The organism is Larkinella sp. C7 (assembly GCF_006149005.1).
In the GTDB taxonomy this organism is placed as follows: domain Bacteria; phylum Bacteroidota; class Bacteroidia; order Cytophagales; family Spirosomataceae; genus Larkinella.
On record NZ_VBSL01000001.1, the window covers coordinates 290,616 to 310,042 of the forward strand.

The window sequence follows — 19,427 nt, forward strand, 5'->3', positions numbered from 1 at the left end:
AGAACGTCAACTATGTTTATTGTTTACGCGAAGGCCGTAACCGCCTTCCTCCTGAGTGCCGTGCTGCTGGTTGCGTGGTTCAAACGCCCGGTCCTTGAGTCGTTTCTGGACGAAAAGAAGGTGCCCTGGCTGGTGATTTTCTGGGTTCTGCTGCGGCTGGTTCCGTTTGTGGTGATTTATATTTTTTTCGACTTTTCGCCCCAATCGGACGTCGCCAACTATTATTACCCCATTGGCATCTCCGCCAAATTGCGGGAAATACCGTACCGGGATGTCCTGAATCCGTATTCGCCCTTCTACGGTTTCTGGATGGAAATTCCGCTGATTTTCTGGGATAATACCCGCTCGCTGGTGCTGTTCTTAACCCTGATCGAACTGGTAGCCGTGTGGCTGACGTACCGAACCTATAAAGGCGTTTTACCCCGCGCAGAACGGCTTTTCCGGGTCTTATTTTACATGATGCTTCCCGTTCCTTTCGTGATGTCCATCTTGAGCGGACAGGAAGACGTGGCACTCTGGATTTTTGCCCTGCTGGCCATTGTCGCCCTCCAACGCGACGGCAATGCGTACCTCTGCGGTTTACTGCTGGCTTTGGGCATTCTATCGACCAAAGCGGTTTTTATCCTCATCATTCTGCCATTTTTCCTCCTCACCCGCCGGCTGATTCCATTGATGGCGGGTCTGGCCACGCTGGCTATCCCGGTTCTGATTTTCCTGTACATTAAAACCGGTTCGCTGTTTATCGAACAACCGCTGGAAGAAGGAAAATACCTGAAAGCACCCAACTGGGCTTCCCTGCTGCATCCTTTTACCTCCGGTTTCATCAATGCCGAACTGTCGGTCTGGAACTACGCCGGGCTGGTCATTTGTCTGCTGGTGGGGATTCAGGTGTTGCGGTTAAGAGGAAACCACGATTACCGAACGTATTTTCCGCTGTTCTACATCGCCACGTTCAGCCTGATGACGGTGGTCCAGAAAAATGCCGTTGCCAACTATACTTACCTGTTTATGTTGCCCCTGGTGTTTCAAATGGTCGACTTCCGCGACCGAACGTCAGTGGTTTTTCTGCTGGTGTTCAACATCGCAGCGGCCATCCATCCGTCCCTGTGGTGGCGAATCGGGCAGCCGTATTATCAAACGGTGAGCGAAATTTTCAGTAAACCGGTTTATATCCTGGAATATAGCATTGAGCTTTTCATCGTCGTTTACCTGCTTTATCTGGTGGTAAAGGCGCAAAAACAGCTCAAACTGGCTCCGCAGTTGGCTCCTATTCCACCCCTAAAACCCGAACCAACCCGGATGTAAGTTTCAGAAACCGGTAGACATCGGTGGATTGAAGTGGCTTTGTGTTTGCGCTAAACTCCTCCACCCCCTATATTTGGCTTTATTACCTGACAAGCTCTAGATTGTTGCTATGACTGACGTTCGTACTGACTGGACCCGCGACGAAATCGCCGATATTTATAACTCCCCTGTTCTTGATCTGATTTACCGGGCCGCCACGGTTCACCGCCAGCACCACGATCCGCAGGAAGTGCAGGTTTGCACGCTTCTTTCGGTCAAAACCGGGGGCTGTCCGGAAGACTGTGCCTATTGTCCCCAAGCCGCGCGCTATCATACCAGCGTGAAGGTTCATAAACTCATGGAAGTGGACGAAGTGCTGACAGCCGCCCACCGGGCGAAGGAGTCGGGCAGCACGCGTTTCTGCATGGGAGCCGCCTGGCGCGAAGTCCGCGACAACCGGGATTTTGACAAGGTGCTGGAAATGGTGCAGGGCGTCAACCGGATGGGCATGGAAGTGTGCTGCACGCTTGGGATGCTGACGGAAACGCAGGCAGAAAAACTGAAAACCGCTGGTTTGTACGCCTATAACCACAACCTCGACACCAGCGAAGAATACTACGGCGACATCATTTCGACCCGCACCTACGACGACCGGCTGGATACGCTCGGCAACGTTCGGCAGGCCGGCATCTCGGTCTGCTCCGGCGGCATCATCGGCATGGGCGAAAGCCACCAGGACCGCATCGGAATGCTGCTCACCCTGGCCAATTTGCCCGAACACCCCGAATCCGTGCCGGTCAATGCGCTGGTTCCCGTTGAAGGCACTCCGCTGGAAGACCAGCCCCGCGTATCGGTTTGGGAAATGCTTCGGATGATTGCCACCGCCCGGATCATCATGCCCAGAGCGATGGTACGCTTATCGGCGGGCCGGGTTCGGATGAACACCGAAGAGCAGGCCTTGTGTTTTCTGGCCGGTGCCAACTCCATTTTTGCCGGCGATAAACTGCTGACTACGCCGAATCCGGAAGAAGACCAGGATCGGCAATTGTTCCAAACGCTCAACATCCGTCCGCGCAAGGCGTTTAAGGATGCGGAGAAACCGGCGGTGGTTTTTGAGCAGATTCCGCTGTAAACGGTTTTCGATAGAGATTTTGGTGGTACGGCAAGGTGATTGATCGCCTTGCCGTTTTTTTTATGTTGTTAATAAATTAGTTATAAAAACCGCAAGCCCACCGTTTCAACTGTGGGTTCGTGAGAAGAAATTAATTGAATGGTTGAAACCGTTTTAACGGTTTTGAGGCTCTTGAATCGTTAAAACGGTTCTCAACATTGAATCTATTTTGGTAATTTCCCACGGTTATAACCGTGGGCTAATAATTAACCTCCTACATCTCTACAATTTTGACATTTAAAGAGATGGCTAGCAGAATTAGGGGCATAAGCGAATAGCTCCAATCACTATCTTAAAAAAGTAACTACTTCACAATCACATCCTTTTCTTTCCCAATCGTGTTGAACAGGGCGTCCTCGATCCGGTCGATGGCCTTTTCAAACGTCCACTGCTCCTGAACAATCCGCCGGGCATTGCGCGAAAGGCGATCCGCCAGGCCACTATCCGTCAGTACCCGCTCCACCGCCTGCGCCATCTCCTCCGGTTTTCGATTGACTAACAAGCCGTTGTAATTTCCAATGACGGTTTCCCGAACTCCTCCTTCCGCTACGGCTACCACCGGCAAACCGCAAGCATTGGCCTCCAGCGGAGCCAGGCCGAAGGGCTCTAAAGTCGATGTATACAACAGACAGGACGCCGTGTTGAGGAGTTGCACCAGTTCCTGATGCGGTATTTTCTCCCGGGGTTCAAAGTTCACCCGCAGCGACTGGCTCAGGTCTTTCAACTTGTCGACATACGCCGTGTCGCCCATATCGCCCACCCAGATCAGTTTCGGGCGGATGGCTTCGGGAATCAGCGCCAGCGACTCGATGGCCAGATCGGGCCGTTTGTGCTGAAAAAACGCCCCCAAGCCCATGACAAACGGTTCGCGGGGTAAATTTTGATAGGGAAACAGGCTGGCGTCGATGCCCAGATAACAGACTTCACCCGCGCCACCGTAGGCCCGAAGAACGTTTTCGTTGCTGAAATAAGAATTGACCAGCACTTTATCGTAACTGCGGTAGTTCTGAATTTCTTCCCGTACCCGCACGCGTGCCTGACGAATCTTGAATATATCGTCCCAGTACTGGCTTCGGTAGTCGGATTTTCTCCAGTTTCCGTTGGCCGGTGGAAGTCCTTCCCAGATCAGTTCCGGTGACGATTCAAAGAGCGTGCGATTGGGTTCGCCCAGGTAAAGGGCTTTCGGAATAGTAACGAACCGCCCGATGTAAGGCATCGAAAAGTTGATGCAGGAATTGGCAAACAGGACGTCAAAACCGGCCGCGTTGATCTGATCGGCGCAGCGGCTGCAAAAGTCAAGCATCCGCCGGATGCGGGTTTCCGGCTCAAATTTCAGCGCCCAAAGCTTGTCCCGGTATTCGTCCCGGATGCGGATGTCCATCGACAACGGCAGGATGTGCGTCTTATCCACATACCGGTCCACGTCCAGAAACTTCGTATCGGCGACCGAAGACGTCCACACTTCAATGGAATGACCGCGCTGGGCAAGCCCTTTAATATGCTGGTGCAAAGCCCGGCTTCCGCCCCCGCTCCGCAGATTATGCCAAACTGCAATTTTCATCAACTACCACTCATTCAGGTAAACCAGTTGCCAATATAGTATTAATTTTCGGCAACTTTTTTACCGCTTACCCAATTCTATCACTTCCATATCCCGGACCCGACCCGCATCAAGCGTAAAGCGCAGCACGGTTCGAACCGGGTGAAAACCGTGCTTTCCGGCAGCTCCGGGATTGATAAACAGCAGGTTATTGATTTTAGGATCGCGGGTAACCTTTAAAATATGGGAATGACCACACACAAACAGATCGGGTGGATGCTGAATCAAATCGGGCCGGACAATAGGATTATACCGGGGCGGTGTGCCGCCGATGTGCGTCATCCAGATGGAAAGCCCTTCCAGATCAAACCGCTGGTGTTCGGGACATTCGTGGGTTACCTCCCTGTCGTCGATGTTGCCGAAAACACCCCGGAACGGTTTGAAAGCCCGTAGGTCGTCAATAATCTTCACCGAACCAATGTCACCGGCATGCCAGATTTCATCGCATTCCGCGAAATGGGTGAACAGGTACGGGTCTAAAAAACCGTGGGTGTCGGAAAGCAGGCCGATGCGAGTCAAAATAGAGAAGGGTTATTACGCAGCGTTACACAGAGAAAATCAGAGTTACGCAGAGTTCAAATTGATAACTCTGATTTCCTCTGATAAACCCTGTGTAACAACATTTAGTTTACTGCCAGCCGCCCCCCAGTGCCCGATACAGGTCGATGACCGATAAGAACTGCGCCCGTTTGGTGCTAATCAGCGAGAGTTCAGCCGCCAGCACACTGCGCTGCGCCGTGATTACTTCCAGGTACGAAGCATAGCCCGTCGCGAATAATTCGTCGGAAATCGTGGCCGCCTGACCCAATACCGCCACTTCCTGGGCCTGCAGCTCCGCCACCTTGCGATAATTTTCAATGCCCCGCAAACTGGTGGTCACTTCACTAAAACCGGTCAGCACGGTTTTCTGGTACCCGTAAAACGCTTCCCGGCTTTGGGCAACCGACAACGAATAGTTTGATTTCAGGTACCGGCGGTTGAAAACCGGAGCCGCCAGCCCGCCCAGCACACCGATTGCCAGCGAAGCCGGGTCGAGCAAAACCGACGCCCGGAACGCATTCAGGCCCACGTAGGGCGTCAGTGTCAGGGACGGCAAGAACTCCGCCCGGGCCACCTCCACGTCGACGTTCGCGGCTTCCATCGCCAGTTCGGCCTGCTGGATATCCGGTCGGCGACGCAGCATCTGGCTCGGAATCCCGGCCGAAAGCTGGGCCGGCAATTCCTGGTTGCTGATGGTTTTAGTCCGTGCGATGGGCTGCGGAAACCGGCCCAGCAACTGATTCAACTGGTTTTCGGTCTCCACAATTTGCTGCTGCACCTGCGCTTCGAGACTCCGGGTGTTGAGCAATTGCGCATTGAATTGCTGAACGGCGAGTTCGGTAACGCGTCCGGCGGCTTTCTGAACTACCACCAGTTCGGACGCCCGTTGTTGCAACGCCTGGTTTTCGCGAAGAATCTCCAGTTCGCTGTCCAACGCCAGGAGCCCGTAATACAGGCGGGCGACCTCGGCAATGAGTGAGGTAACGATCAGTTGACGCCCTTTTTCGGATGCCAGAAAGCGCACGTAAGCCGCTCGTTTGCGGTTTCGCAGTTTCCCCCACAGGTCAATTTCCCAGTTGCTTCGAAAACCGAGAAAGTAATCCGGCGTTGCATCGGGAATACGTTGTTTACCATCGATGTTGGGCGACAGGTTGGTGTCAAAATTTCCCACACCGTTCAAGGTGTAACGACCAAACCGATCGACGCCGGCGGCAGCCACGGCACTGACCGAAGGCACCAGCGCGCCCCGGCTGTACTCAAAATTAGCACGCGCCATTTCGATGCGCTGTGAAGCAATCTGCAAATCCGGGTTTCGGGCCAAAGCCGTATCGATCAGACTTTCCAGGTCCGGGTCCGAGAAAAACGCTTTCCAATTCAGGTTGCCAACCGATGTCGAGTCCGTGTTTCCGGTAAACGACGTGGGCAGCGTCCTGGCTTTCGGCAGTTGCAGGGGTTCAGAAACCCGGCAGCTACTCAATAGAAAAAGCGGAATGAGATAAAAAACGAATTTTTGATAACTGGATTTATGAATGAACGGTCGTTCCATTTTCGTGAGTTTGAGTTAATACCGGAACCTGATCCAGCCCGTCGTCTTTGGGCGGTTTGGCTTGCAGCAGTTGGGCGAGTTTGGCAAATGCAACATACAGCCCCGGAATTAGAAAAAGTCCGAACAGCGTTCCGATGAGCATACCGCCCGCAGCCGCCGTCCCGATGGAACGGTTACCGAGCGCCCCGGCACCGGAAGCAATACAAAGCGGAATCAATCCGGCAATAAACGCGAAGGAGGTCATCAGAATCGGTCGCAGACGCGACATGGCTCCTTCCATCGCGGCTTTCAGGATCGACATTCCCTCCTGCTGTTTCTGGTTCGCAAACTCTACGATCAGGATGGCGTTTTTACCCAGCAAACCGATGAGCATAACCAGTGAAACCTGCGCGTAGATGTTGTTTTGCAAACCGGCCAGTTGCAGACAGAGAAACGACCCGAAAATACCGGCGGGCAGCGACAGCAAAACCGCCAGCGGCAAAAACAGACTTTCGTACTGCGCCACCAGCAACAGATACACGAAGACCAGACAGATCACAAAAATCCAGATGGCCTGGTCGCCCGACAACACTTCTTCGCGTGTCATCCCCGACCAGTCGAACGTAAAACCGCGCGGCAGTTTTTCCCTGGCCACTTCCTGAATCGCCTTGATGGCATCCCCGCTGCTGTAGCCGGGCGCCGACTCGCCGTTGATCATGGCCGAGGTGAACATGTTGTAGCGGGTCAACTGCTCCGGGCCGTAGACCCGTTCCATCGTGATAAAATTGGAATACGGCACCATTTCGCCCTGCTTGTTCTTCACCCGCAGGTTCAGCACATCTTCCGGTTTGGCCCGGTATTTGGGTGCGGCCTGAACCATCACCTTGTACATCTGATTGAAGCGGATGAAATTGGACGCATAAAAGCTCCCCATCAGCGTCTGGAGCGTGCTCATCGCGTTGTCGATGGAAACGCCCTTCTGAGCGGCTTTATCCTGATCGACGTGCAGCACGTACTGCGGAAAACTGGGGTCGAAACTGGTGAACACCCGGCTGATTTCCGGTCGTTTTTCCAATTCGGCAATAAATTCGTCGGTTACTTTTTTGGTCTTTTGCAGATCATCACTCCGGGTGCGGTCCTGCAACCGGATTTCAAAACCGCTCGAATTACCAAAACCGGGTACCGTGGGTGGCGAAAAGAACTGGATGCTGGCGTCGTTGATGTTCTTGGTTTTATCGGCCAGCAAGGCAATCACATCGTCAACCGACTCTTTGCGTTCGTCCCAGCTTTTGAGGTTGATCATACCCATCCCGTACGACGCTCCGGCGCCGTCGGTCATCAGACTCAAACCCGCCAGCGTCGATACGTTCTCGACCGATTCGAGCTTGGAAGCCGCCTGCTGCACCAGATCCATGACCTCCTCCGTCCGTTCCACGGTGGCCCCAACGGGCGTGGTCACGTTCACGTAAATCATGCCCTGATCTTCCGTCGGAATAAAACCGGCGGGCAAAATGGTGTTGATCCCCCAGGTAGCCGCCACAAAAAGCAGCAGAACGCCCCAGGTCACGACACCCCGATTCACAAACGGACGCAAACCACGCCGGTATTTCCCGGCCAGAGAGTCATATCCCCGGTTAAATTTGGCAAAAAACCGCCCCAGCAGTCCCTTTTGTTCTCCGTGAACAGGCCGTAACAAGAGAGCACACAAAGCGGGTGTCAGGGTCACGGCGTTGATCCCCGAAATCACAATGGAAATCGCCAGCGTCAGCGAAAACTGCCGGTAGAAAATACCGACCGGCCCCGACAGGAAAGCGACCGGAATAAATACCGCCGACATCACCAGTGTAATGGCAACAATGGCTCCGCTGATTTCCTTCATGGCCGCAAACGTTGCCGCCCGCGGAGACAGGTGTTCTTCGGTCATTTTGGCGTGAACGGCCTCGACGACCACAATGGCATTATCGACCACAATCCCAATCGCCAATACCAATGCGAAGAGTGTAAGCAGGTTTACCGAGAAACCGATTACGTCCATGAACGCAAACGTACCGACCAGCGCCACCGGAACCGCCAGGGCGCAGATCAGCGTCGAACGCCAGTCCTGGAGGAACAGAAAAACGACGATGAACACCAGAATGAAGGCTTCAAACAGGGTGCGAACTACCTCGTGAATCGAGGCATCCAAAAAGCGCGACACGTCGTAGGCAAAGTTGTAAGTCATGCCCGGCGGGAAAGTCGTTTCTTTCAGTTCGGCCAGGCGTTTTTTGACATTGGCAATCACCTCCTGCGCGTTGGAACCCGGTCGCTGTTTCAACATGATAGCCGCCGAGGGACGACCGTCGTTTTTAGACAGAATACCGTAGTCCAGCGATCCGAATTCAACTTCGGCCACGTCTTTCAACCGGAGAATCGAGCCGTCGTCCAGGGTGCGGATCGCGATGTTTTCGTACTGCACGGGTTCAATAAATTTCCCCGTATAGCGCAAGACATACTGCAAAACCTGGGCATCACGGTCGGCACTTTCACCCGCTTTTCCGGGAGCCGCTTCCACGTTTTGTTCCCGAATGGCCGCGATGACTTCATCGGCAGAAACGTTGTAAACCGTCATGCGGTCGGGCTTGAGCCAGACCCGCATGGAATATTCCCGCGCACCCAGAATATCGACAAACCCGACACCGTCGATGCGTTTGAGTTCCGCCAAGATGTTGATATCGGCAAAGTTATAGATGAATTTCTCATCCGCCGTTGAATCCGTGCTGATCAGGTTCAGGTACAACAACATGCTATTGACCTCTTTCTCCGTCGTTACCCCCGCCTTGATCACTTCTTCGGGAAGTTCATCCAGCACCGTCGTTACCCGGTTTTGAACGTTCACAGCCGCCAGATCCGGATCGGTGCCGACTTTGAAGAAGACCTGAATCAGGGTAGAGCCGTCATTTCCTGAAATGGCGGTCATGTAAGTCATATTCGGCACACCGTTGATGGCCCGTTCCAGTGGCATGGCAACGGCTTTGGTGCTCACTTCGGCATTGGCTCCCGTATAACTAGCCGTTACGACAACAGACGGCGGAACAATATCGGGGAACTGGGTAACCGGTAAATTCATCAGCGACAGTACGCCCAGCAACGTAATCAAAACCGAGATTACGGCGGAGAGCAAAGGCCGTTTTATGAAGGTATCAAACATAATTTCGTGCTGATAAATCTAAAGTACAGGCATTCCTCCGATCGCGGATGCGACCAAAGGTTGCTCTGTACTGAAGAGTGGGGTGTAATGATCGAAAGTCTGGCCGGTTAGTTGGCAACGACTTCAGTCTCGGACTTTGCGGGGTTTAAGGTCAGCAAACTCTCGGGCGACAGTGCCTGCGGAACAATTTGCATCCCATCACGGATGTTCTGAATGCCTTCGTAGACGATCTTTTCGCCGGGTTCCAGCCCCGATTTCACGAGGTAAAACTGGGCGACGCGGCTCTGGGGAACGAAGCTCCTCATTTTCACTTTGTTAGACGCATCAACCACGTAAACGTAGTTTTTATCCTGGATTTCAAATACCGCCTTCTGGGGAACCAGAACGGCATTATCCACCTCATTTTTCAGGCGAATCTTGCCCGTCGCGCCATGCTTGAGCATTTTGTCAGGATTTGGAAAACGAGCCCGGAAAGCAATCGTGCCGGAGCCATCGTCGAACACGCTTTCCATCGTTTCAATTTTACCGGCCTGCTTGTAAGGGGTATCATCGGCCAGGAGCAGCGTCACTTCCTGTCCACTGCTGCTGTGTTTTCCTTTTTTGATGTATTCCAGGTATTCTTTTTCCGACACGTGAAAATACGCGTAGACTTCGCGGATGTCCGAAACCGTTGTCAGCAGCGCACCTTCTTCGATCAAACTCCCCATTTTAGACGGAATCCGGTTGATCACACCGTCAAACGGAGCACGGATGCTGGCGTGAGCCAAACGCAGCGAAGCATTTTCCTGGGCCGACTGGGCCTCTTCAATGGCGGCTTTGGCGGCATCCAGTTTCGACTTCGACAGTTCCAGTTCAGAAGCCGAAATCACTTTCTTGTCAACCAGCAACTTAACACGACCCAGCTCTACCTCGGCGGTTTTGGCTTCGGCCATCGCACTCTTCAGATTGGCTCTTGCCTTGGCCAGTTCGGCCTGATACTCAGCCTGGTTGATCTGGAACAGCAATTGTCCTTTTTTCACCTGACGACCTTCGTCAACATGTATTTTATCTAGAAACCCGCCTACGCGGGCACGAATTTCCACGTTCCGGACGGCCTCCACATTGCCGGCGTATTCACGCTGCAGGGTGGTCGACTGTCGTGTAATTTCAAAAATGGGGAGAGCCGGTTTTTCAACCTCGGTTTTCTCCTCAGCCTGGCTGCTACAACCCGTGATAAAAGCACTGATTGATAGCGCAATGGCAATGATGTATCCTTTCATGTTTGTGATATGATTTCTCGTTAAGCGTTTAAGCGTATAGGGAAGTCAGGACATGCTCATCCCTGAACAGAGTCCGACCTGAATTTTCAGTAAAAAGGTAACCAGGATATTGTTGTACTGAATTGAAAGCGCTCCGCCTGAGCGGAAAAACCCCTTAGGCTTGAGGTGGTGGAGAGTTTATCTCCTGAACATGCGAAAACACACGAATGGACTTCAGTCCAACGGGTCGGGCAGCCAGGTGCCAGTAAACAGGCTTCAAGGAAAAAGAAAAAAGAGGGGCAGAGAAATAATCGTGTTCAATATTGGCGACGTCAGATTCTTCTTTGGCATCGTCCTGCTCCGGGAGGGCGTCGATAATCCCAAGCCAGTTTTCAAGAATTAATTCACCGATGCTTTCGATTCGGTTAACGGACAAGTCTTCTTTTTGGGCACCATGAAGCATCCTCGGCGAAAAATGTTCGGGCACATCGACACTAATGTTGATGATGTGCAGCGCCATTAGCCAGCAGAATAACCGGTGCAGAAAGAAGTTTTTTCTCCGTTTACTCATTTGAGTGTTGTATCCTTAATCGTTACAAAATTAAGTACATATATCGGAAATATGCAAATATAATTCGTAAAAACGGCCATATTTGCAAATAGTTACTGCTTTTTCTCCGATCATTACAATTTAACAGAAGTAATTTTACCGTTTTACGATAGCGTGTACTGCATTTGTAAGTATTCTCTATAAAAAGAAACACAGAAGCGGGAAAAGAGTTCGACTTATATTCATTCCGCTTTGAATGTTGGACTGGTTCACATAAAATGCGCCTGTTATTTTACGCACAACTTACTAGTCTCACTGTATGAAAACCGCCCTTGCTATTCTTCGTGGCATCAATGTCAGTGGTCAAAAAAGAGTCCCCATGAATGAGTTGAAGCACTTGTTCGGGGAATTGAATTGTCAGCAGGTCAAAACGTACATTCAAAGCGGTAACGTTGTCTTTACCCATTCTGCTACCGATGAGGAGCAACTGGCGAGACAGATTGAGCAGAAAATTGTTGAAACATTTGGCTTTCAGGTGCCGGTTTTGACCCGGTCATTGAGCGAACTGGCCGACATCGTTGCCCAAAATCCTTTTCTTCAGGAAGATCATACCGACATCGACAAGCTTCATGTCACGTTTCTGTCGGATGCGCCTGATGCCTTAAAGCGTGATAAAATAAAAGAGTTAGCCGTCGGCGCCGACCGGTTTGCCCTCTCCGGAAAAGAAATATACGTGTACTGCCCCAATGGCTATGGCAACACCAAACTGAGCAATACCTTTTTTGAAAACAAGCTCAAGGTGACAGCCACGACCCGAAACTGGAAAACCGTTCATGAGCTTTTGAAAATGATGCAATCATTGAATCCGAACACGGAACGGTAGCAAACAGGATTTTTCTGGTCCGGAAGTCCTTTTCAGGAGAATAGCAGTGTTTTCATCTCGGCCCGGATCTTCTTTTTGTCGATTTTACCAACGCTGGTTTTCGGAATTTCATTGACCAGCACAATGCGATCCGGCACGTACCATTTGTTGATGTCCCCGCTCGCAATCTGCCCCTGCAAGGCGGTTTTGATCGTTTCAGACGTTACTTTGCCCACATACTCCGGTTTCAACACCACCAGCGCGTGCGGGCGTTCACCCCATTTTTCGTCCGGAAACCCGACCACCGCCGACTCTCCCACGCCCTCGATTTGCGACAGACAGTTTTCAATTGCCAGCGACGAAACCCACTCGCCACCCGACTTGATGACGTCCTTGGTGCGGTCGGCAATGATCACCCAGTTGTCGGGGGTAATGGCCGCCACATCGCCCGTGTGGAGCCAGCCGTCGCGCCAGAGTTCTTCGCCCCGCTCGGTTTCCTTGTAATAGCCCTGCGTGAGCCAGGAGCCCCGCGCCGTCAGTTCGCCCAGCGAATGGCCGTCGTGCGGAACCGGCTGTCCCTCATCGTCCTGCAACTGAATGTCGATAAAGGGCGCAATGCGACCAGCCCGCGTCCGAAACTCCACCTGCTCGTCGATGGGCAACGCACGTTCGGCATCATTCAGGTAGGTGAGCGACAGAATCGGAGCGGTTTCAGACAATCCATAACCCGCGTAGATCTGAATGCCCAGTTCCAGGGCGGCTTTTGCCAGCCCTTTTGTCAGCGCCGAGCCGCCGATGATGACCTTCCAGCGACTCAAATCCACCTGTCTGGCAACCGGGCTATTCACCAGCATGGTCAGAATCGTCGGAACACAATGCGAGAGGGTCACTTTTTCTTTCAGGAGTAATGTCAGAAGCATTTCGGGCTCATACCGCCCCGGATACACCTGCCGCGCCGACAGCATGGTTGCCAGGAGCGGAAAACCCCAGGCGTGGACGTGAAACAGGGGCGTGATGGGCATGTATACATCATGGGTCGAATGAAACGCGACGGCTTCATACCCGCAGATGTAGGTCACCAGCCCCATCGTGTGCATGAACAACTGCCGGTGCGAAAAATAGACTCCTTTGGGGTTGCCCGTGGTGCCGGTGGTATAAAAGGTCGTAGCCCAGGTATTTTCGTCAAAATCCGGGAAAACGTACTGGTCCGAAGCGGTTTTCAAGAGACTTTCGTATTCGCCGACAAAACCGTCCGGAATCACAACCTCCTGATTTTGATATACTTTATCGCTCACCAGAATGAACGTTTCTACCGTCGTGAGCTGGCTTTTGATCGCATCGAGCAACGGCAGAAAATCTTCATGAATTACCACCACTTTGTCTTCCGCATGGTTCATGCAATACAGAATCTGGGCGGGAGACAACCGCACGTTAATCGTGTGCAGAATAGCACCCAGGCACGGAATGGCAAAAAAACACTCCAGATACCGGTGACTATCCCAATCGAAAACCGCTACCGTATCGCCCGGCTTCACCCCGCTGGAAGTCAGCAAATTGGCCAGGCGACGAACCCGCTGGTTGAAGTCTACGTAATTCATACGGAACAGGTCGCGGTAAACAATTTCCCGCTGCGGCTCGTATTTGAGCGACTGTGCCAATATCGTTTTTACCAGAAGCGGTTGCTCCTGAGCCGAAGCCGTGCGGGGAATCAGTTTCGTCGCGATCATCACAAGAGGAATGGGAAGGCCAGTAATAGGACAAGAAAATCCTGCTGAAATTATAGAATTTCAGTCAAATCCTGCCGTCCTCTAGCGGTTTTATTTTACAGCAGCAAACCGGCAAGCGTTGCCGACATATACGACGCCAGCGTTCCGCAAATCAGGGCTTTGAAACCCAGTTTGGCCAGATCGCTCCGGCGCGAAGGGGCCAGTTCGCCAATACCGCCCACCTGAATGGCGATCGACGAAAAATTGGCAAATCCGCAGAGCGCAAAGCTGGTGATGGCGATGGTTTTGGGGTCGAGTGTGTTTTTGATTTTCACCAGGTCGAGATACGCTACAAATTCGTTCACCACCATCTTGGTGCCCATCAACGACCCCGCAGCCTGAATATCCTTCGACGGAACGCCCATCGCCCAGGCAAAGATGGAAAAGACATGGCCCAGCAAAAAGTTGAGACTCAGGTTCGGAAATCCGAAAATGTAATACCCGATCCGGAAAAGAATGCTATCGAGCAAGGCCATCAGAGCGATGAAACCGATCAGCATCGCAATCACGTTGAATCCCACTTTCAACCCTTCAGCCGCGCCGGAAGCAATGGCATCGAGCAGGTTGGCGTGGCTTTTTTTGATTTCCAGCTTCACGATGCCTTCCGTTTCCGAAACTTCGGTTTCGGGAAAAACGATTTTGCTGATCACCAGCGCACCCGGTGCGGCCATCAGACTGGCGGCCAGCAGATACGGTGCCGGAACGCCCAGCGAAATGTAGACCGCCAGAACGCCCCCGGCAATGCAGGCAAAACTGCCCGTCATCGACGCCAGCAATTCCGATTGCGTCATGGTTTTCAGATACGGTTTGATCATGATCTGCGCTTCGACCTGTCCGACAAACGTACTCGACACATTCGACAGTGCCTCGGCACCACTGACGCCCATCAACCATTTCATGAACAGCGCCAGCACCGCTACAACCCGCTGCATGATGCCCAGATGGTAGAAAATATTGACCAGAACCGCTACGAAAATGATGGTTGGAATGACCTGAAAGAAGAAAATGAAGCCATTTTCGGGACCAAACGCTTTGCTGAGCAATTCGCGGTTGACCAACGGAGAAAAGACAAATTCAGCGCCCTTGACTGATTTCTGTAACAGCCGGTCGACAAACTGCCCCAGTGTCTGGAAAATCTGCTGACCAATGTCCGTTTTCAGAATAAAAACCGCCAATCCAAACTGGAGTAACAACCCGACTCCCACAGTTCGATAGTTAATTGCTTTGCGGTTATTTGACATGGCATAGGCGATGCCCAAAATCAATACGATGCCGATCAGTCCGGTAAAACGGCTCATTCAATACGCTGGTTAGTTGAAGTGTACGGTAGTTTACAAAAAACTTGTGAAGATAAGAAGGAATGCCGGGTCCCGAATGCGAATTAGCCGGTTTTCTCATCGGGCAACGGTTTATTTCCTGTTCGCCAATGTCGTGGCTTCTCCCATGTTCAGTGTCTCACATCCCGTTGCCATTCTCTTTTTTCTACTAATTATCAGACAAAAACAAGGAAATTTTGTTGTCTTATTATCTCTGATTATCAGTGAATTAAATTGAACTATTCCAATAATTATTTAATATATGAAAAAGATAGTATTTTCTTTTTTTCTGACAACGCTGCTGTTTCTCAGCAACGCCTGTCAGAATCCGCTGGATGATGTGGGAATTGGATTTAAAGACCCCATTGAAAACGGAATTGTTGAGCTCCGGTTTCAGAGTCTGAAAGGACCAATGCCAAAAGAGATTGAGCTAGCGGTGGCCGGAGTCGATGCCGACCAAATTGTGACAACCCTCAATACAACGAATTACAAAGTAAATGCGGATGGCGTGCTGATTCTGGCGGCTTCTCCCGAGGCCATGTATTCGAAAAACGATCCGCTTCATTTTGTTGTTGCCGCCCAATCAGCGGGTTATCTGGACATTATCCAGCCAGTTGAACTGGCCGACACCGGCCGACACCGTTTGTCACCCAAGTGGCTCAAACTGAGTGATCCGCCCACCCACCTATCGGCGACGCAGGTAGAAGCGGTCGAACTACCGCTGGTTGCCAGCTTAGCCATCAAGACGCCCGTTGTCAACCAGAAACAGGATAATGTAACGGTTCGGATCGAACCCGGTTCTGATTTTAGGGAAGCCGATGGAACCATATTGCGTGGCCCTTTGACGGCGGCTTTGCTCCACATTGAAAACCGGGGTAACAACCCCGCCGATTTTCTGCCGAATGGTGCCATTATGTCGTCGGTTACCAGTGCTGGCGGAGAAAAGTTGGGATCATTGCAACTCAGCCAGATTGCGGGGGCTTTCTCGCTGGAATTCTACGATGACCAGTTCCGGCTGGTTCAACAGGTTTCGAAACCGGTTTCCTGTGTCATGACGCTCAATCCAGCCACCATCAACCCCGCCCTGGGTCGCCCGCTTCAGCCGGGCGACGAAATTCCATTGTATCGCTATGACCGGGTTAGCAGCCGCTGGCAGCAGGAAAAACCGGGAGTGGTTACCCGAAATGCTTCCACCGGACAACCGGAATGTACCCTTTCGATCGCACATCCGGCTCTGTGGGTGGCTGGCTGGACCCAGGCGGTTTGCGACGAGGGGCCCATTTTTACGGTAAGTAGTAAACTGAATCAGGTTGACATCCAGTACCTCTGCAAGGTGGTCGATGCCGATACGCGGCAGGAACTGAGCTCGTTTTATACGCCGTTGAACAACGGTAGCCGCATTGTCCTGACGAATCTTTTGCAGAACCGGCAAGTCCGGTTGCAGGTTTTTGCCTTCAACGATGCATACAGCAGCGGTAATCCGGGACAGCCGGTGCTTGAAACCGCGCCCCAGCAAACCTGCAACCGCAGCCCCCAAGTCCTGGATTTGCAAAAATTAGCGGTTCCACCGCCCATCACCGTAAGTTTTAATTTTGCCTGTCCGCCCCCCACGAAACTGAACGAATCCAAGTTGCCAGCCCGGATCCGTTTGCAATACAGTGAAGCCGGGAAACGGAATTGGCGCGATCTGGTTACCCTGGATCGGAAAAGTACCAAAACCGTATCCTATAAGCTACAGGTCAAAAAACCGTATGATATTCGGGTTAGCACCGATGGCGGAGCAAGCTGGCCGCTGGAGAAAAACCGGTTTGTGCCCGACCACAACACGCTGGCATTCGAGATTGCCTCGCCGGAGTTTTGTAACTAGTTGGTTACGGTGGCTGACGCGTATGAAGGGTGCGTCAGCCACCGTAGCGACGGCCCGGCGTAAACTAAATTCCGTAAACCGCATCAACTCGTATGAACCTCCGTTTCCGGCTGCGTTTCCGGTTGGGGTGGCTCAGGCTCGATTGGTTTTTCGTTCACGAATAATTTCGCCTGCATCACTTCTTTCTGCGTCACTTCAAAAAACTTCTTCTGAATGTTGAACGGCTGCTCTGTTTCTTCCTCTACGCAACATCTTACGTAAACCCCGTCTTCGTGAAGTTCATAGGCGTTTACGTTGTCACGCAGATTGTAGTCCAGCAGATGAATGGCCTGCTGTTTCACCCGTTTGTCCACCAGCAAAAACAATGATTCGATGCGCCGGTCGAAACTGCGTACCATGACATCGGCACTGCCACCGTAAATCTTCGGATCGTCGTTGTTGTGGAAATAAAACAGACGCGTGTGTTCCAGAAAGTCGCCGACAATCGACCTGACGGTAATGTTCTCACTCAGCCCCTGTCGATGGGGTCGCAGGCAGCAAATACCGCGTACGATGAGCCGAATGGGCACCCCCGCTTGAGACGCTTTATAGAGCTCATCGATCACCTCCTGATCTTCCAGGGAGTTGATTTTGATGCAAATGCCGCTCGGTAAGCCCGCTCTGGCGTTTTCGGATTCGGCCCGGATGAGCTTGACCAGCTGCTTCCGCATATCGCGCGGGGCGGTAATCAAATACTGGTAATCGTTGGGCAGCGAATGTCCGGTAATGACGTTGAAAAACTCGGAAATATCGTGCGTATACACCTCGTCGGTGGTCAGCAGGCCAATGTCGGTATAGAGTTTCGACGTCTCTTCGTTGTAGTTTCCACTCGACAGGTGGGCATACCGCACCACGCGCGAACCTTCACTCCGAACCACCAGTAGCAGTTTCGTATGCGTTTTATAACTACTGATCCCGTAAATCACAAAACACCCGGCTTTTTGCAGCCGCTGGGCTTCCCGAATGTTGTTTTCTTCGTCGAAACGGGCTTTCACTTCAAACAAAACCGAAACGTGTTTGCCGTTTTCGGCGGCTTTCAGCAAGGCTTCCGTGATCCGCGACCGTTTGGCCAGGCGATAGATTGTGAGTTTGATAGCCAGCACATTGGGATCTTCGGCAGCCTGTTCCAGCAGTGACATCACTGGCTCGAAGTTGTTGTAGGGATGATGGAGCAGAATATCCCGCTCTTTCATCAACTCGAAAATATCTGCATTTTTCTCCCGACGCATTCCCAATGCCGGTACGGGAGCCGGGGGCGTAGGTAGTTCATCGCGAAATTCCGGATGCCGAACGACTTGCCAGAGGCTGGTATAATCAATCAGTTGCGCATTTTCAAACAGATTGTAGTCATCGATTTCCCAGCGCTTTTTCAACAGATTTACCATCCATTCCGACGCATTGGGTTCGATTTCGACACGAACCACGCGACCCAGCCGACGGTTTTTGATCTTCTGCTTGATTTCGTCGATAAAATCGTTTTCGATGTCGTCGCTTTCCTCCAGCGTGAAATCACCGTTTCGCGTTATCCGCATCAGATTAACCGAGTCGATCTCCACGTTCCGGTATAACTTCTTGATTTCCTGACGGATAATCTCTTCAATCGGTAGAAAACACGTTTCGTCTTTGCGCTCAAACGGCATGAAACGGGGCAAGTTGGCCGGAATCTGAACGAACGATAACCGCTGGTTTTCGTCATCATCCCCGGCTTTCACGGGGCGGCTGGGGTCCTGGGTAACGACGCTGAAAATCAGCACCTTTGCCAGCAACATCGGAAAGGTGTGTGTATAGTCGTAGACCATCGGCGTCAGCATGGGATAAATGGTCCGGTCGAAATAATCGACCGCCTTTACCCGCTCGTCCTCGGTAAGGTCATTCAGTCCGACAAACCGAAAGTCGATGTCCTTGAACGAAGCCTTCAATTCGTCGAAAACCGCACGCTGGTCCCGGCTGAATTGCTGTGCCGCCGTCATCAGGGCTTTTCGGAAGGGAATTTCCCGCAAACCGGAGTAGTCGACGCGCTCTTTTCCGTAGTCAAGGTAATTGTAGAGACTCCCGATGCGAATGGTAAAAAACTCGTCCAGGTTCGACGCCGTAATGGCCAGGAACTTGAGTCGATCGAGCAAATGGCGTTCTGGCGTGCGGGCCTGATCCAGCACCCGGTCGTTGAATTTCAGCCAGCTCAGGTCACGGCTGATGTAGTTGCTCTGGTCGATGACATTCGCCAGTTTTTCGTTTATTTTCATAGCCTTACCATCTTCCGAATCGGATGGTAAAGTTACTTTACGCCCTGAGAAAAACGAGAAAAGATTCCCGAAAGAACCCTTCCTTTCCATATTATCTTTTTGTGAAGGACTTTTGCCGGTCATAGGTAGGGATGAACTTTATTGTATTCAAGTAACGCATAGTATGACAACTTCGTACGCTACTTTTTAGTTTATGGCACCTGTCTGTCACTTCCTACAAACAGATTCTGTACCAAAAG

General features: G+C 51.9%; 13 protein-coding genes. 4 read left to right on the plus strand and 9 right to left on the minus strand.

Going from position 1 to position 19,427, the window contains the following annotated elements:
* Positions 1-12: 12 nt before the first annotated feature.
* Positions 13-1,305, plus strand: a complete 1,293-nt coding sequence (locus FH871_RS01240; RefSeq protein WP_138989523.1) for a hypothetical protein — start codon at positions 13-15, stop codon at positions 1,303-1,305.
* A 109-nt stretch (positions 1,306-1,414) separates the two neighbouring features.
* Positions 1,415-2,416: a biotin synthase BioB gene (gene bioB / locus FH871_RS01245; RefSeq protein WP_114409402.1), complete on the plus strand. Its 1,002-nt coding sequence runs from the start codon at positions 1,415-1,417 to the stop codon at positions 2,414-2,416.
* A 343-nt stretch (positions 2,417-2,759) separates the two neighbouring features.
* On the opposite strand, the gene FH871_RS01250 is transcribed toward bioB, so the two are convergent.
* From FH871_RS01250 to FH871_RS01275, 6 genes are all read right to left on the minus strand, one after another.
* Positions 2,760-4,016, minus strand: a complete 1,257-nt coding sequence (locus tag FH871_RS01250) for a glycosyltransferase family 4 protein (RefSeq protein ID WP_138989524.1) — start codon at positions 4,014-4,016, stop codon at positions 2,760-2,762.
* 60 nt (positions 4,017-4,076) lie between these two features.
* Complete coding sequence (locus FH871_RS01255; RefSeq protein ID WP_138989525.1) at positions 4,077-4,574, minus strand: metallophosphoesterase; 498 nt, start codon at positions 4,572-4,574, stop codon at positions 4,077-4,079.
* 109 nt (positions 4,575-4,683) lie between these two features.
* Positions 4,684-6,141: a TolC family protein gene (locus FH871_RS01260; RefSeq protein ID WP_138989526.1), complete on the minus strand. Its 1,458-nt coding sequence runs from the start codon at positions 6,139-6,141 to the stop codon at positions 4,684-4,686.
* Positions 6,119-9,307 (minus strand): efflux RND transporter permease subunit, encoded by a 3,189-nt coding sequence (locus FH871_RS01265; RefSeq protein ID WP_138989527.1) that lies wholly within the window; start codon positions 9,305-9,307, stop codon positions 6,119-6,121. The genes FH871_RS01260 and FH871_RS01265 overlap by 23 nt, the downstream gene beginning before the upstream one ends.
* A gap of 107 nt (positions 9,308-9,414) precedes the next feature.
* Complete coding sequence (locus FH871_RS01270; RefSeq protein WP_138989528.1) at positions 9,415-10,566, minus strand: efflux RND transporter periplasmic adaptor subunit; 1,152 nt, start codon at positions 10,564-10,566, stop codon at positions 9,415-9,417.
* A gap of 154 nt (positions 10,567-10,720) precedes the next feature.
* Positions 10,721-11,065 (minus strand): hypothetical protein, encoded by a 345-nt coding sequence (locus FH871_RS01275; protein ID WP_138989529.1) that lies wholly within the window; start codon positions 11,063-11,065, stop codon positions 10,721-10,723.
* A gap of 349 nt (positions 11,066-11,414) precedes the next feature.
* Here FH871_RS01275 and FH871_RS01280 point away from each other — a divergent pair, with 349 nt between their 5' ends.
* On the plus strand, positions 11,415-11,978 hold the full coding sequence (locus tag FH871_RS01280; RefSeq protein WP_138989530.1) for a DUF1697 domain-containing protein: 564 nt from the start codon (positions 11,415-11,417) through the stop codon (positions 11,976-11,978).
* Between the two features lie 32 nt (positions 11,979-12,010).
* Here the strand turns inward: FH871_RS01280 and FH871_RS01285 are convergent, their stop codons facing one another.
* Positions 12,011-13,684, minus strand: a complete 1,674-nt coding sequence (locus tag FH871_RS01285) for a fatty acid--CoA ligase (protein WP_138989531.1) — start codon at positions 13,682-13,684, stop codon at positions 12,011-12,013.
* Between the two features lie 95 nt (positions 13,685-13,779).
* Positions 13,780-15,021 carry a NupC/NupG family nucleoside CNT transporter gene (locus FH871_RS01290; protein WP_138989532.1) on the minus strand — a complete coding sequence of 414 codons (1,242 nt, stop codon included), beginning with the start codon at positions 15,019-15,021 and terminating at the stop codon, positions 13,780-13,782.
* A gap of 280 nt (positions 15,022-15,301) precedes the next feature.
* Between FH871_RS01290 and FH871_RS01295 the strand changes: the two genes are divergently transcribed.
* The gene (locus tag FH871_RS01295; RefSeq protein ID WP_138989533.1) at positions 15,302-16,906 is read left to right on the plus strand and encodes a hypothetical protein; all 1,605 of its coding nucleotides are present in this window, start codon (positions 15,302-15,304) and stop codon (positions 16,904-16,906) included.
* 83 nt (positions 16,907-16,989) lie between these two features.
* Here FH871_RS01295 and ppk1 read toward each other — a convergent pair whose 3' ends face one another.
* Positions 16,990-19,188 (minus strand): polyphosphate kinase 1, encoded by a 2,199-nt coding sequence (ppk1, locus tag FH871_RS01300; RefSeq protein ID WP_229316929.1) that lies wholly within the window; start codon positions 19,186-19,188, stop codon positions 16,990-16,992.
* Positions 19,189-19,427: the final 239 nt, after the last annotated feature.